General features: G+C 53.2%; 13 protein-coding genes, 1 tRNA gene and 1 pseudogene. 12 read left to right on the top strand and 3 right to left on the bottom strand.

Features of this window, described 5'->3' with window-relative positions; genetic code table 11:
• The 3 genes from IR195_RS13425 to IR195_RS13415 are packed head-to-tail and all read right to left on the bottom strand — an operon-like array spanning window position 1 to window position 4140.
• On the bottom strand, window positions 1-816 hold the full coding sequence (locus tag IR195_RS13425) for an SDR family NAD(P)-dependent oxidoreductase (RefSeq protein WP_206047804.1): 816 nt from the start codon (window positions 814-816) through the stop codon (window positions 1-3).
• Entirely contained in the window at window positions 813-2048 is a 1236-nt protein-coding gene (locus tag IR195_RS13420; protein ID WP_125749714.1) for a capsule biosynthesis protein, read from the bottom strand. Before IR195_RS13420 ends, IR195_RS13425 begins: the two co-directional genes overlap by 4 nt.
• A gap of 1 nt (window position 2049) precedes the next feature.
• The gene (locus tag IR195_RS13415; protein ID WP_206047803.1) at window positions 2050-4140 is read right to left on the bottom strand and encodes a capsular polysaccharide biosynthesis protein; all 2091 of its coding nucleotides are present in this window, start codon (window positions 4138-4140) and stop codon (window positions 2050-2052) included.
• 325 nt (window positions 4141-4465) lie between these two features.
• Between IR195_RS13415 and IR195_RS13410 the strand changes: the two genes are divergently transcribed.
• The 12 genes and pseudogenes from IR195_RS13410 (at window position 4466) to IR195_RS13360 (ending at window position 14635) form a co-directional block, all read left to right on the top strand.
• On the top strand, window positions 4466-6463 hold the full coding sequence (locus IR195_RS13410; protein ID WP_206047802.1) for a sensor domain-containing diguanylate cyclase: 1998 nt from the start codon (window positions 4466-4468) through the stop codon (window positions 6461-6463).
• A gap of 138 nt (window positions 6464-6601) precedes the next feature.
• Window positions 6602-7549 (top strand): AEC family transporter, encoded by a 948-nt coding sequence (locus tag IR195_RS13405; RefSeq protein WP_125749705.1) that lies wholly within the window; start codon window positions 6602-6604, stop codon window positions 7547-7549.
• A gap of 50 nt (window positions 7550-7599) precedes the next feature.
• A tRNA-Arg gene (locus IR195_RS13400) sits at window positions 7600-7676 on the top strand.
• Window positions 7677-7842: 166 nt separating this feature from the next.
• Window positions 7843-9036 (top strand): tyrosine-type recombinase/integrase, encoded by a 1194-nt coding sequence (locus IR195_RS13395; protein ID WP_206047801.1) that lies wholly within the window; start codon window positions 7843-7845, stop codon window positions 9034-9036.
• Window positions 9037-9129 (top strand): annotated as a pseudogene (locus tag IR195_RS20630) (hypothetical protein); the annotation flags it as partial.
• Between the two features lie 129 nt (window positions 9130-9258).
• Window positions 9259-9819: an isochorismatase family protein gene (locus IR195_RS13390; protein WP_241006722.1), complete on the top strand. Its 561-nt coding sequence runs from the start codon at window positions 9259-9261 to the stop codon at window positions 9817-9819.
• Window positions 9820-10330: 511 nt separating this feature from the next.
• Window positions 10331-10636, top strand: a complete 306-nt coding sequence (locus tag IR195_RS13385) for a helix-turn-helix transcriptional regulator (protein ID WP_206047799.1) — start codon at window positions 10331-10333, stop codon at window positions 10634-10636.
• Window positions 10633-10860 carry a hypothetical protein gene (locus IR195_RS13380; RefSeq protein WP_206047798.1) on the top strand — a complete coding sequence of 76 codons (228 nt, stop codon included), beginning with the start codon at window positions 10633-10635 and terminating at the stop codon, window positions 10858-10860. Before IR195_RS13385 ends, IR195_RS13380 begins: the two co-directional genes overlap by 4 nt.
• Before the next feature lie 457 nt (window positions 10861-11317).
• On the top strand, window positions 11318-11557 hold the full coding sequence (locus tag IR195_RS13375; RefSeq protein WP_206047797.1) for a hypothetical protein: 240 nt from the start codon (window positions 11318-11320) through the stop codon (window positions 11555-11557).
• Window positions 11550-11867: a cyclic nucleotide-binding domain-containing protein gene (locus IR195_RS13370; RefSeq protein ID WP_089038671.1), complete on the top strand. Its 318-nt coding sequence runs from the start codon at window positions 11550-11552 to the stop codon at window positions 11865-11867. Before IR195_RS13375 ends, IR195_RS13370 begins: the two co-directional genes overlap by 8 nt.
• On the top strand, window positions 11860-12852 hold the full coding sequence (locus tag IR195_RS13365; RefSeq protein WP_206047796.1) for a toprim domain-containing protein: 993 nt from the start codon (window positions 11860-11862) through the stop codon (window positions 12850-12852). The genes IR195_RS13370 and IR195_RS13365 overlap by 8 nt, the downstream gene beginning before the upstream one ends.
• Window positions 12845-14635: a DUF927 domain-containing protein gene (locus IR195_RS13360; protein ID WP_206047795.1), complete on the top strand. Its 1791-nt coding sequence runs from the start codon at window positions 12845-12847 to the stop codon at window positions 14633-14635. Before IR195_RS13365 ends, IR195_RS13360 begins: the two co-directional genes overlap by 8 nt.
• The last annotated feature ends 356 nt before the right edge of the window (window positions 14636-14991 follow it).

Here is a 14991-nt window from a genome sequence, read left to right as displayed (position 1 = left end):
CTACGCGCCCCCGGTATGATTAAAGCCAAGACGTTTGATAAGCCATTGAGAAATGCTCGCCGGTAGCACGGCTAGCCACCAAGTACCGAAATTCAGCGGGAAGGGAAAGCTAATGCGAGCGCGGTTAGCGGCGATGCCTCGTTGTATGGCGTCAGCGGCTCGCTCTGGCGGCCACTCCCAAGGCTTCGGGCCTGGCATGGCGTTGCACATGGCGGAAGTAACATAGCCAGGCATTACCACGGTCACACCAATGCCGTGGGGTTCAAGCAAGCCTCTTAAGCCCTCTCCGTAGGCTTTAATACCTGCCTTGCTAGCGCTGTAGCTTGGCGTTGTCGGTAGCCCATGCCAGGCCGCTAACGAGCTAATAAACACCAATTGACCGCTGCCCCGTGCTTGCATAGCAGGAACTAGCCGCTGCGCCATTGCAATGGGGGTTTTCAAGTTGACATCGAGCAGCGCCTGAACCTCGTCCCAAGGTTCTAGCGTGCTTGCGCTGGGATGAGTATTGACCCCCGCATTGGCAATCACAATATCTGGAACGTGCTCGGCGCATAGCGTATCGAGCCAGTCGTTGAGCTCGCTCTGGTCGGTTAAGCTGGCTGATGACAGCGTCACCTGTGCACCTTTTTCGCGACATGCCATCGCCAAGCCTTCAAGCGCCTGCTGATTGCGGCCGTGTAGCACCAAGTGCGTAGCCGGAGCTGCATAAGCACGGGCCAGCGCCCCGCCTATTGCGCCAGTGGCACCGGTGATCAGCACGCAGCGGGAGGCATTAGCAGGGCAAGAGGTCGTTACACCGTTCGCAGCAACGTTCACAGCAACGTCTCCAGGGGTGAAGGGCAGGCTTCTAGTATACGCGCTGCGTTGTTCACCGCTAAATCGATACTGGGTTGGCAGTAAAAACCACCGTTGATTTGCGTAGTGTGCATCACCGTATTGCGAAAATAGCCAAACAGCGCTTGGCTGGGCAGCGGTGGTTGGTGCCAAAACTCGTCTAGCGAGCCTTCGTAGGTGAGGCCCGCTAAATTGTAGATGGGGTCGCTGAGGGCAAAGGTAGGGCACTGCTTTTCAAGGGACACAATGCCGACCGTGCTGTTCACTGTGACGGTGCCTGCGGCGTGTTTAAGCAATGGGTTGAGATTGCCTGATTCCAGGTAAACGATGCGCCCATGTAGGCCGTAAAAATCTTCCAGCCGTTTAATGATGTTCGGGTAATTAACCAGCCCCATATCCAGCGGGTGGTTTTTGATACATAACAGCGCATCGCTAGGGGCGTTTAGCGCAAATGACCCCATAACGTGATCCATCACCTCTTCCATATTGGCATAAGGTGAGTGGTCACGAATCTGTGCATCGGTGTTGAGCTGCAACGGCAACATAAAATAAGGCTTGCCGCCTTCGATAAGGTTTTTTATCCGCGTAGCATCACGCCTTTTCCAGTACTTAAGTAAAGTGAAGCGTTTGGCGTAGCCCGCATACTCCACCGGCGCAGTGATAGGCGCATGGTTACGATAGTGGGGAGCCACCAAGGGGTTCGCTAACCCCGCTAGGTGGTAGCACATGTCGTGAGCGGCACGGATTTTAAAAGACGAACGAAAGCGAACCGGGGCAGGGAGCTTGGGCAGCGCTTTGCCTGTTTCAAAAAACCACTTGGGATCTCGGGGCAGTAGCGAGTGGCCATTAACACCCTCGCGTTCAAGCGTGACCCAAAAAGGGCGAAAGTAGCCTTCTTCAAAAACGTGGGTACGAATGCCAGCCGCGGCGGCTAAGTCAACCGCTGGGCGGTGAATCGGACGTCGGTCACCAAATAGCACCTGATCGGTAATGCTGTAACGCTGCCACAACGACTGGATATAAGCCGGTAGCTCGCTTAGTGGGCCACGAAACAAATGGTTTTGGCTGTGGGTGCGCTGCCAGTAGGCGATATCGCCAGCGTTGAAGTTAACCTTTACCACGCGGTGGCCATCGTCGGTTAGCCGACGGGCAAGACGCTGGTAAAAGGGCGAGCAGACGCCTTGGAGAAATAAGAATGCACGCTTTTGCTTCAACTTAATGACTTCCAATGAATAAGTTACGATAGCAGCGATATAGCCGCTGCTTCCATGTAAGCATATGTTTTTGAGACTTAACTTTTTCTAATTTAGCCTGCTCCAGCAGGCTGACTACCGTTTCAGCATTACACAGCTGCCGAGAGCCGGGATCGACGTAGCTTGGGTATAGAAGCAGTGTTCCTGCGACTAGCGCATCCAGCGACAGCACACGGTTGCGTCGCGAACACTGCATGGCATCCTGGGTTAGCCCCCAGCCGGCGTAAAACGGCAGGCCATAGGTGCATACTTGGCGTCGACGAAGTAGCGCTTCAAAGCCAGTCAGCGAACTCATGGTATGCACGGCATCAACGCGTGCTAACAACACGGTGATATCGATAGAACTAGCGTCGAGATCATACAGGCGTTTGGCGTTGGTATCGAGTGCTCCGACACGCGCGCCGGAAATCACATCAGGGTGGGCTTTGTAAACAATAAAAGCATCGGGGTTGGTGTCCCGCACGGCTTTTAACAGTGCACTGTTGGTACTTATCTCTGGCGAACCTGTTGCAATCGACGCATCGCTTTCCACTTGGCCTGGCACTAAAATAATGTGCTTGTTAGCGGGTAATTCAATGGCTTCTTCGCCCGGTACATTATATTTGGAAAGCTTCAATGCGACCAATCGTTCGCGCAATCGTTCCGCTCGCTCTAACAAGTCATCGCTGAAATCAGCGCTATTCAGCAACGTTTCTAGTTCGCTGGGCTGGCTGGGGTCGTAGTAGATGCCCTGTCGATCAATGACCAAAGAGAGCGGCTGAGCGAGATCCACCCCTAAACCTACGGAGCGTATAAAGCCGTCTTCCATTCGCCATAACGCCGCTATATGGTCACGGTGGCGGGCTTTAAAGTCATCGTTAATACGACTGGACCACACCAGCAGATTGGGTTTTTCAACCTCCGCTGAGAAAGCGGCTGGCAGCTCTTTTTGATAATTGACTTTTGCCGCTGGGCCCAGGAAGTGGCCAATAAAGCGCTTCTTCCATGAAGAGAAGCCACAGGCTAACCACTCACCACGCAGGCGCTCTTGCTGGCGCTTTTGATCGGCAATCAGGGCAATCGTTTCTTCCAGCGTTGTGGCCTTGCCCGTGTAGGGGTTGGCATATCGGGGGTAACGAAGATAGGCGGCGGCAAATACCTCTTCCAAGCGCCGAGAGGTTTGTCTTCGTGTACAGCTAAGCTGATCGTGCGTTAACCCCCATCCCGCATAGAAGGGCAGGCCAAAGCAGTGTACTTGCTTACCTGCCATCAAGGCTTCGAAGCCTAGCTGGCTAGTGACGACATAAACGGTTTGAACTCGGTCAAACAGTGCCCAAGGGTTAATGTTATCGCTGATGATATGGCAGCGAGGGTTATCGTGAGCGTCAGCGAGATGCCCGAGCTTTTTGCCTGCGATAACATCAGGGTGTACTTTAACCAAAACATCGGCATCAGGATGATTGGTTAAAGCGCAGGCTAACATTTGCCGAAAACTGTCTGCGTTAGCGCCGCCATAGTGGATAGAGGCATCGCCTGCCGTTTGATCCACCACCAACACGCTGTCAGCCCTAGCATTGTCAGCCCTAGCACCGTCAGTCTTAACACTGCCAGCTTCAACCGTGCAGCTTCTAGCAACGGGAAGCGGGTAATCAGGCGCGTGGTTGTATTTCGATAGGCGATAACGTGATAGTTGCTCAATGCAGCGCCTGGCCTGGGCAAGCTCTTCGGCGTCAAAGGTGGCATGATTGAGCCAGTTTTCTAAATCACTTGGGCGAGAGGCGTCATAATAGATACCCGTGTAATCAACGACTATGCTATGAGGCTGATAGCCTTCGACGCCTAGTCCTAAAGAACGAAGAAAGCCATCCTCAAGAGCGACATACGGTAAGCGATGACGAGCGGCATAATGACGAGCACCATCACTCGTGGGCTTGAGCCCCCAGCCAATAACCGCACTCGGTTTAGAACTCAGTGGCCTAATGCGTGAAAAATGCGAATATTCGGGCAAAAAAGAAGCAAGCGCGTTGATCTTGGTAATACCGGGAGATGTATAGCCTGCCGTTAGTTTTGCCATGAAAGAGCCGAAATAGTGTCAAAAACATGCGTAAATATAAACGCAAACATTTAAAGCGGCGAACATACGTGAAAAGGTCTAGGTTATCAATTAAGCCTAAAGTGGTCTTACGGTAAGAGGGTTTGCTGTTACACAATGATACATATCAAAGGTGCAACCACGTTGAATTTCACCAACGCGCACTTCTTCCTCTATTTTGTTAAGTTGTCGGTTTATGGCGCAATTGGGACTGGCTCATTGGACGAGCAAGTAGCAAACGTTAATAACAAGGTGGTGATTGGTGCGTCTGGCTGCTGCCTGCAAAAGATTGATATTTAGGAAGTCGATGCTGAGTAAATCAATCGTTAGTTCTTTAAAAGGCCGGCTGCTGCTGGGGCTTTTGTGTGCGCTACTGATACTGGCTGGGCTGGTGTTGGGAATGGCGTGGCAGGTGGGGAAAACCATGGTGCAAGAAGCCAATATGGCCCACATGCGTTATGAGGCCGACCTGATTGCGGATGAAGTTACCCAGCAAATCGACCACCGTATCCAAGCGTTAGAGCGGCTAAACGACGTTCTTGGAATGACCAATGATCCTGAATGGCTTGGCTATGAGCTGCGCAAAAACGACGCACTACTGGCATGGTTCGATGCCATTGTTGTGAGCGATAGCAGCGGCAGAATTGTGTCTGATTGGCCGGCATTGGCGGGGCGTGTGGGCCTGGAAACAGCCGACCTTGAATACTATAAAATGCTGCAAGGTACGCAAAGGCCTTACGTTAGTGAGCCATTTGTGGGGCGGGCTAGCGAGATGCCCATGGTGCTAGTCAGTGTTCCCCGGATAGATAACGACGGGCGGTTCGCGGGCATGATTGGTGGTGTTGTCAGCTTAAATAGCAGTGGGTTATTCAAACGCCTAGCAACTATTCGATTGGGTAGCGAAGGCTATGCTGCGGTTTCTACTGCAACTGGCCGAGTCTTGTATCATCCGAATCGAGCGCTAATTAATAACGATAGCTTTGATGCAACGACTATTCCGCTGTTGGACTTAGCGCTCGACGGCTGGCAGGGCGATGGCGTTGGTAAGTTGCTTGATGGCCGAGTTGGCCTACAGTCCTATGCACAAGTGTGGTCAGCAAGCTGGGTGGTGGGGCTTTATCTTCCTTTGCAGCAAGCTCAATTACCGTTATCTGGTTTTATCCATAAGCTATGGTGGATTTGGTGCGCCGCTGCGGTATTAATGATGCCTCTTTTATGGTGGTTGCTGGCACGTATTTTAACGCCATTGAACCTGCTGGAAGCACAAATTGGAGACGTCGGGCTTGGCCGCCGTTCTGGCGTTGATCTTGCGACCAATATGCAAGAGCTACAAAAAGTAGCCAGTACCTTTAATCGCGTTGAAAGCGAGCGTCAGCAGCTCGTTGGACACCTTCAAGAGCGTGAAGCATTTTTGGATTCGGTGCTCAATGCCTCGCCCCAAGGAATGTTTGTCGCTGACTTTGGCGGCGACATTACCTATATGAACCCCGCGCTACTCGATATCTTGGGTATTGAGCCTGATCTGCCTATGGAAGCCTGGCTTGAGCAAATCCATATAGATGATCGTTCCGGCGCGAAAGACATGTGGATACATAGCTTAAAAACCGGCAATGACTATGTGCGTCAGCTGCGCTTTATACGCAGTGATAATGAGATACTTTGGCTTGAGATTCATGCCCGTGTGGTCATGCTTTCCCAAGGGGGGAACTCGCTTGGCTTGGTAGGGGTGGTAAAAGACATTACTGAGCGCCGGGAGCAGGAAGCGCTTCAACGTTGGGAAGCCGAGCATGACCCATTAACTGGCCTGCTCAACCGCCGTGGGTTTGAGCGCCGTCTTGACGAAGCCTTTGCCGACTTTCAGAAAACCAGCACGCCGTCAGCGCTGCTACTATTCGACCTTGATCACTTCAAGCCCATTAACGATGAAGGTGGGCATGCATTAGGGGACGAAATGCTGCGCCGTATTGCCCAGGTAGTCGCGTGGGAAGTCCGTCGCAGTGACCACGTAGCCCGCCAAGGTGGCGATGAATTTGGGGTGCTGTTGCCGAGCTGTACTTTAGGCCAGGCAGAACGCATTGCTGAATCGTTACGCCAAGCGGTGAGTGAAGTGTCGGTTTCCCATGAAGGCAAAGAGTACACCGTAACGTTGAGTATTGGGGTGACCTGCTTTGATGAGAACGACACTAACTACAACGTGGCACTTTCCCGCGCGGATGCCGCCAGCTACGAAGCCAAAGCCCATGGCCGTGATGATGTGGTGGTCAAGCTGTCCAAGGCACCTGATCCAATGTCGGTGTTTGATTAGCGGTGACATTGGCACTGCATTTGGTCTTTGCGTCTTCGGGGTAGCCTTTTGTTAAGGCCGTTATTTATTTCCATCAGTCGACAAACCTCGAATGACGGTAGAATATAAGCGCCTGCTTATTCGAATGAGAGTGCTTTCGTGAACCTACTTGAGCTATTTTCCCGCACGCTGGATACCACGTTGCCTGTTTTTGCCATGGTGTTCGTCGGCATCGGCTTAAAGCGCCTAAAATGGATCGACAGGGAATTTGTCTCTACAGCGTCCGCTCTCGTTTTCAAAGCAACGCTCCCCACGTTGATTTTTTTGAGTTTAATAAAAGCCGATCTAAGTGTTGCGTTAGATGTGCCTTTGCTGCTGTTTTTTGCCGCCGCGACACTTGGCCAGTTTCTAATCAGTTGGCTATGGGCCAGCTATCGGGTGCCTAAAGCCGACCGCGGTATTTATGTACAGGGCGCGTTTCGGGGTAACTGCGGCATCGTCGGGTTAGCACTGGCGGCGGGAATGTACGGTAACTACGGGCTTTCGGCCGGTAGCCTGCTGCTTGGCGTAGTGATTGTGATGTATAACGCGCTTTCGGTAGTGGCCCTGGCGGCCTACCAGCCTGGGCAATCGACAAATTGGCGCAGCCTGTTAAAGCATATCGTCACTAATCCACTGATTATCTCTGTAGTCGCCGCGCTGCCATTTACAGCGTTTTCGATTCCACTGCCCAGCTGGCTGATTACCTCCGGCGACTACTTCGCCTCGTTAACGTTACCGCTAGCATTGATCTGTGTCGGCGCCACGCTCTCGGTTGCCACCATGCGCAGCGGCAGCCAAATCGCATTAAGCGCCAGTAGCATGAAAATGATTGTGCTGCCGCTGCTCTCCACGCTAGCCGCATGGGCGGTAGGGTTCTCTGGAGAAAAGCTAGGCTTGTTATTTCTATTCTTCGCCAGCCCAACCGCCGCCGCCAGCTTTGTGATGGTAAAAGCAATGAACGGCAATGTAGCGCTGGCTGCCAATATCGTCGCGATGACTACCTTAATGGCCAGTGTCACCGTCACCACCGGTATCTTTGCGCTGCGCCTGTTAGGCTGGATTTAACTGCGCGGTTGGCTGACACTCTCCAACGCGCTATACTATGCGCCCCATAAGTCCCTGTAGCTCAGTAGGATAGAGCAGCCGCCTCCTAAGCGGCAGGTCGCAGGTTCGACTCCTGCCAGGGACGCCAGTTGGGGTTCTTTGCAAGTCCTGAGAAGGCCTAGAAAAGAGTACAATACTCTGAAATACATGGTTTTTTAGCTCCTCTTTGTTCCTCGCAGTTCCTTCCAAATCCCGCTGCCAAGTGGTATACATTCCGGTATATGCCTTCATTCGGAAATACTCGGTATACCTCCATGGCGCTAACTATCCGACAAATAAACGCAACTAAACCCGGCACGAAAATTATTACCCTCTCAGATGGCATGGGATTAGAACTTAGGATCTCAACCAATGGCAGCCGAGGATGGCGTTTGCGCTACACACGCCCTAACGGCAAACGCAACATGATCAGCCTTGGCCAATACCCCGAGGTGAGCCTTGCCGAAGCAAGGGAAAAGCGGACGGATATGAGGCGTTTAATATCCCAAGGCATTGATCCTGTAGAGCAAAAGCAGAACGACAAACGCCAACGACAGTATGCAACTGAAAACACCTTTGAAGTGCTGGCCATGGAGTGGCACGCTGCCATGGTGCCGCGCTGGAAGGAGAGTTCTAAGCGTGCCAATGACAGCAGGCGCGTGCTTGAAATGTATGTGTTCCCAAAAGTAGGGAATCGGCCAATAGAAAGCATTCTGCCCCTCGAATGGCTAGACATACTGCGCACGCTTGAAGATTTAGGGAAATTCGAACAGAGACGCCGCCTGCACGCCTTTTGTCGCGATATCTACCGCTTTGCCATCATCACGGGTAGAGCTAGCTACAATCCCCTTACCGACCTTCAAACGGCGCTTAAGCCCTACAAACGGGGCAGCTTCCACCATATCCCCCAAAGCGAGCTACCACAGCTTGTGCGCGATATTGAGGCGTACGATAAAAGCCCCATGGTGCGCATTGGGCTAAAGCTGTTGCTACTGACAGCCGTTCGCCCTGGAGAGCTACGCCGGGCTGAGTGGGCAGAGTTCGACTTAGATGCAGCCGTTTGGAAGATCCCCGCCGAGCGCATGAAAATGGGCAGGGCGCATCAACTGCCCCTGCCTAGCCAGGCATTGTGCGAGCTGCGTTATCTTCACAAGCTAACAGCCCCCTTCAAATTGCTATTTCCTGGCCGTAACGACCCACGAAAACCAATTTCAGATGCCGCTTTTGGCATGGCGCTAAAGCGCATGGGTTATGAAGGGCGGCACGTACCCCACGGTACCCGCCATGTGGTGGCCACCGGCTTAAAAGAGCTGGGTTACCCCAGGGAATGGATAGAGCTACAGCTATCGCACAAGCTGCCAGGGATCGAGGGCGTTTACACCCATGCCCAGCACATGGCCCCGGATCAACGGCCCGCCATGATGCAGTTTTGGGCGGATTACCTAGATAACATTAGCGCCGAGGTTTAAATGCGAATTAAGCTGCCTATCAAATGTCCTGAATGCGGAACTAAAACCCGAACTAGATCAAGCCGGAAAATGACAGAGGGGTATCATGTTTTATACCAAGAGTGTACTAACAAGAAGTGTGGCTTTAAGTTTAAAGCTGAGGAGGTATTAGGTGATACGACAATCGATGCAGTAGCGGAAAACTTCGATTTAACGAGTTTAAACCCCGATGCATGTGCGTTGATGATTATCGATCAGCAGCAAGCGGATATGTATTATCCCTATTTTAGAAAGCGCAATAACGAGCGCGCAGAGTACAACATGCATCGGCTGCTGAGTGCATGGCGTGAAAACTCGCTGCCTATCATCCATGTTCGTCATCTCTCTGGTGATCCAGAGTCTCCCTATTCCCCCGGCCATCCTGGTGTGCGTTTTAAACTTGGTTTAGAGCCTCTCGCTAACGAGGAAATTTTCGATAAAAGCATCACGGATGCTTTTTTACGCTCCAACATTGAGGATTGGCTGCTTAAGCGATCCATTCGCCAACTCGTAGTGGTGGGATCGACCAGTGAAGGGGCGGTAGAGGCGACAGTAAGAAGCGCCTCTAACTTAGGGTTCACCGTATGGGTTCCCGATGACGCTTGCTACACCTTCGAGAAGTTTAGTTATGACGCCGTGGATATTCTTCCCGAAACTATCCATACCCTTGCCATGACGAACCTGCACCAGGGTAATTCTACGGTGGTGGATACCACGCTAGTGCTTCACGCAATCGAGCATGCCATTGCTACCAAGGAGGGGTAGAGCAATAGCCAGCGCCGCAGCTGAGTGACGATTTAGGCAACTGCGTGTTGTAAATTTTCCTTTTTCTACAACAAGTAAATACTGACTGGATTTTTTATAACCTATTGAATTTAAAATACAAAATAAGTTTTTCCAACGGGTGACGCTTTATCAACGTGTTATAAATAGGTCATTAAACACTTTCTGTTGTATATCCATACAGTTCTTACAACAGCGCTTTCTGGTAGTCCTCCTCGTTCCTCGTCAAGCTAGTGGTGTCTCAAGCGTAAGGCTTGCAACATCACCACTAGCTGAAGGAACCCACCTTATGGCTCATCGAAAACCAACCTCTCCCGTGTCATCCAAAGCCGCTTTGGATACCTGTCTAGCTGTCCAGAGTCATTCAAGTGCCATCCCGTTGTGCGGGAGTCGTGGCACAACGCGCATCGATGGCGCGTCATTTCGATAACCGTCAAGCTTCATAGGGCCACTAGGGCACTTGCCCGGAATGACACCGCGAGGACACAAATTAATGCCTGAACTCACCACTCACACACCGCCTTTCAGAACGGTGAATAAGATCCAGCTAGGTAATCGCCTGCTGCGTCGCAAGGAGGTCGAGCAGAAAACCGGTAAAAGCCGTTCTGCCATTTATGACGGTATTCGCCAGGGCACTTTCCCGGCTCCGGTGCCGATTGGCGGCAAAAGCGTTGCTTGGCTAGAGGAGGAGGTGGATAGCTGGATTGCTAACTGCCTGGAGGAACGCAAGCGCCAAACCTTAGGAAGCCGCCCAGCACCGTTACGCATAACCACACACCAACCGGAGCGCCACGCATGAGCCAGTTTGAATTCATGATTAACGGAACAACGCTGAAGCTCACCGCTGACGATGTGGTCAAGCTTGAAGCCGCCATGGTAGATGCCACCAAATCACCCAGCCGAAAGGCCTTCCGTAAAGGGTCGACCGGTGATATCAGCGCTAAATGGTTAGATGGCCAGCGTGATGGCCTGGAACGCTTCAACCGCCATCAGCCCGCCACCGAAATACTGACCGACTGCTAACCCCCTAACCTCATTCCGCAAGCGGTAACGCTGCTGGGCCAAGCCCAGCGGGTATGGGGAAGTTTTGTCCATAGATCGTAAAAAAGCCCCAGCGTGTGGAGCGCTGGGGCAAAGGGAACAAATAAACAAAGAGGGATGTATGAATAACTTTAGCAGAGTTTTTGCCGTTTTCGACCTGAAAGACTTGCGAGGAACATTCGGGAATGCTTATCATGGTCTTGCTGTAGCAAAATCTACAGCCGGGCGTAGGAACCCGAGTTCAAATAGGCGCTACAGCGCCCCTACCATTGCAGGCGCTTTTTTTACGCCTGGAATGTGTTGTTATGGCGGCTGTGCGTGGGCACGCTTCGGCGTGGCCGGTTTCCTATTTGACCGGTTTCCTACCCCGCGTACGGTCGCCACCCAATCCCGTAGGAAGGATCGTGGTGACTCCAAGGAACAAATAGGAGTCTTACCCATGGCCAATCACAGCCAAGGTGCGTCTACGCACACCCACATTTCCCCCTCGCATGTTGCTATCGCGCTAATCGGTGCAAAACTGATTGCCTACCGTGTTAACCGTAAGCCTTCACAGCTTAACCAGTTGTTGGGTATGGCACGCATGGCCACCGCGCTAAATCTCCTCTCTTACCAAGAACATGACCAACTTCTCGTCGAGCTTGAGCGCTTGTGTGTCGAGGAGGTGGCTCATGACTAAGTTCACGAATTCCCCTCGCCTTGAAGATGCGGTTTGCCTAACAGAAGCCGAATGCTTGTTAGTCGATCCTCGCGCCAACTTTGAAGACCTGTTTGAACAGTGTGAAACTCGCTTGGAAGCGGTGAGTAACCTGATGATGACGCTTAGCATGTTGGATGCCCCAGGCGCATGTGCAGATGCACGCGATTTAGCCCACGTCGCTATTTCATGCCGACTGTTGTTAGCCGATTCATTGGATTTACTGTTTGCCGCCCGTCAAGCGTCTAAACGCCAACAACCGCCTGCTAGCAAAGGGGGCGACCATGGCTAAGACGACGGTTCAAAAGATCCAGCAAGTGGCCATCGCCGCATTAAGCGACGCTGAAACGTTACTCGCCGAATGGCTACCCGATGGGGCACGCCAGGGCAGCGAATGGGTCGCACGCAACACGGCCCGCGATGATCAAGGCAAAGGCTCGTTTGGTGTCTCGCTCACCAGCGGCAAGTGGAACGACTTTGCTGACTCAGACGCCCATGGTGGCGATTTGGTGTCGCTACTTGGTTACTTGCGCGGCTGTCGGCAGGTAGACGCCGCCATGATGATCGATCAGCGGTTAGGGCTGGGTATTTTTCATCGCAACGGTGAGGCGCAAGCCTCACCCCCTATCACGTATTCCCCCACAAAAAGCCAGCTACGCCAGCAGGCGGAAGCGCAGCGCCTGTTGGCCCTGCAAAAGGCTGCAGAGTTAGCCAAAAAGCTGTGGCTGAGTGGCCAGCCCGCTTGCCCTGGGCATGCGTATTTGGTGCGTAAGGGGATTAGCGCTTACCGCCTACGCCAAACCCCCAAAGGGCAGCTAATGGTGCCCCTTTACGCCAACGGTGAATTGGTCAATGTGCAGTTGATCGATGCTCAAGGGAACAAGCGCTTTTTAAAAGGCGGGCAGGTGCAGGGGGCTTACTCACCCCTTGGCCATGTACTGCCAGGAAAAACGCTGTACGTCTGCGAGGGCTGGGCCACCGGAGCCACTATCCACGCCCACACCCGCGAACCCGTGGCGTGCGCCATGCATGCGGGCAACCTTGAGCCGGTGGCGCGTGCGTTATGTGAACGCTATGGCCACCTAGAAATGGTCATTGCGGGCGATGATGACCGCGCTACCCCTGGAAACCCTGGGCGTCATGCCGCCAATGCCGCCGCACTGGCGGTGGGGGCACTGGTGCTGTTCCCGGCTTGGCCGACAGAAGCCCCGCATAGCCTGACCGATTTTAACGACTTGGCGTGCTGGTATCGCCAACAAGGGGGCCGCCATGAGTGAGGTTAAACGTGAGCAGCAAAGCCACCTTGCGCTTGTTGGCCAACCGACTGCGCCGGAGATCGACGCTTTAGAGCGCCCAAGCTATGCCGTGTACGAAGGGCAAACTCTGGTGGATGGCAAGCTGTTTCGAGCGGGCACATGGTTTCACGGCATCAAGCAGGGCCAAGGGGATGACATTGGCCAACCGTTTGATCTATGGATCTGCGCACCGCTGCATGTGGATGCCGAAACGCTCAACAGTGATGACGGCAGTGTAGGCCGCTTACTGCGCTTTAAGCACCGGGGCAAGGTCATTGAATACGTCATGCCCATGGAAGCACTGGCTGGGAAGGGCGAGGAGATATTAAAAGCCCTTTTCCGCCAGGGCTTAAAAGTGGAGTACCACCAGCGCCGCTATGTGCCTGCCTATATCGCCAGTCACCACGACTTAAAGCGCGTGCTGGCCACTACCACCAAACCGGGCTGGCACGATGCAAGCGGGGCGTTTGTACTGCCCGGCAAAATTTTAGGCGGTAAGGACGTGCGCTTTCAGGACAGCGGCAAGGGGGCCCACCTATTTTCTGAACGGGGCACGCTGGAAGGCTGGCAAAGCGAGCTAGCCCACTACTGCCAGGGCAACCCGGTACTGATTCTATCGGTTTGCTGCGCGTTGGCGGGGCCGCTGCTTTCAAAAGTAGGCGTAAACGGTGGTGGCGTGCATTTGGTAGGTGACTCATCGAGCGGTAAGTCACTGGCTCAGGCTATCGCCGCCTCAGTATGGGGCGACCCCAGCCGTTTTGCCGCTTCGTGGGATATGTCGCGGGGCGGTATTGAGATTGAGGCATCGTCCCGTAATGACACGGTGCTGATTCTGGACGAGATCAAACGTGCTGACCCCAAGCGGGTACAAGAAATGGCCTACGCCATCGCTAACGGCACTGGCAAAGGCACCATGACTCGCGAACGGGAAGGGCGAACTAAGCTCTACTGGCGTGTTTTAGCGCTTTCCAGTGGGGAGCGGTCACTGTCTGAACATGCGGCCATTTCAGGTAATGCCGCCCACGCTGGGGCAGAGCTGCGCATGGTGGATGTTAACGCGGGCACACGCACCTACCGTGCCTTTGATGATGTTCACGGCATGAGCGGAGCTACCTTCCATAGAAAGCTAACCACGGCCACTGCACACCACTACGGCATGGTGGGGCCTGCGTTCGTGGAGCACCTCATTAAGGAAACCGACCCTGACTACTTTTATCAGCGGTTCGCTGAGGTGCGGGGAGGGTTCAATTCTGATGGCCCGCAAGCGGGTAGGGTCGCGGATCGCTTCGCCATTATTGGACTAGCGGGAGAGCTGGCATCCACCTACGGGATTTTACCGTGGGAAGAAGGCACCGCCGCTAACGCATGTAGTCAGCTATTCCGCGAGTGGGTCGCCAGGGTTGGCGATGGGAACGCCGAAGATCGACAAATACTTAGCGCGCTATCGGACTTTATCGCTATGCACGGTGATAGTCGCTTTTCCAACATTGCCGCTGAGCTGCCTAATCCTGGTATCAAGCACCGTGCGGGTTACTACGAGATAGAGGACAGAAAACGCCTTTATCTGTTCAACCGTGCCTCACTAACGGAAGCGGCCGCGGGGTATGGCAGAGATCGCATAATTCGCACACTGGAAACCTACAACGTGCTGGCCAAAACCGATAGTGGTCGCCGCCAGAAAAACTACCGCCTGCCAGGAGGAGGGAGCACGCGCTTTTTCGTCATTGATCCCGACAAGTTGGACGGCGAGCGAGGGGGCGAATGATGCAGAGGCTTTTTACGCGTGAACCTAGTTTCTGTGGCAACACTGGCTACAACGGCAACGCCCAGCAACCATGCGGGTTACAGGTGTTGCCTATTAATAAGAGAGGTGGCTACAAAGGCAACACATATCTTTATATCTATATAGATCCTGACTCTGTCTGTTGCCGTTTTAAAAAAGCGGCTACAGGTTGCCAAAAAAAATATCAATTAAATCAATGCTATTGCCGTTGTTGCCACGTTGCCCCCGTTTTTCAAAATCAGACAGGGGAATTATATATGGGAGGTATTGAGAATTATTCCCATATCTGCAAGGAGGCGACCCCTTTCCCTTCCTGGCAGGCGTTTTTCACCCAGCTA

Origin of the sequence: Vreelandella venusta (assembly GCF_015689495.1) — a bacterium.
Classification (GTDB): Bacteria; Pseudomonadota; Gammaproteobacteria; order Pseudomonadales; family Halomonadaceae; genus Vreelandella; species Vreelandella venusta.
Note: the sequence above shows the minus strand (reverse complement) of the source record. Positions and strands in the feature narration are given on the sequence as shown.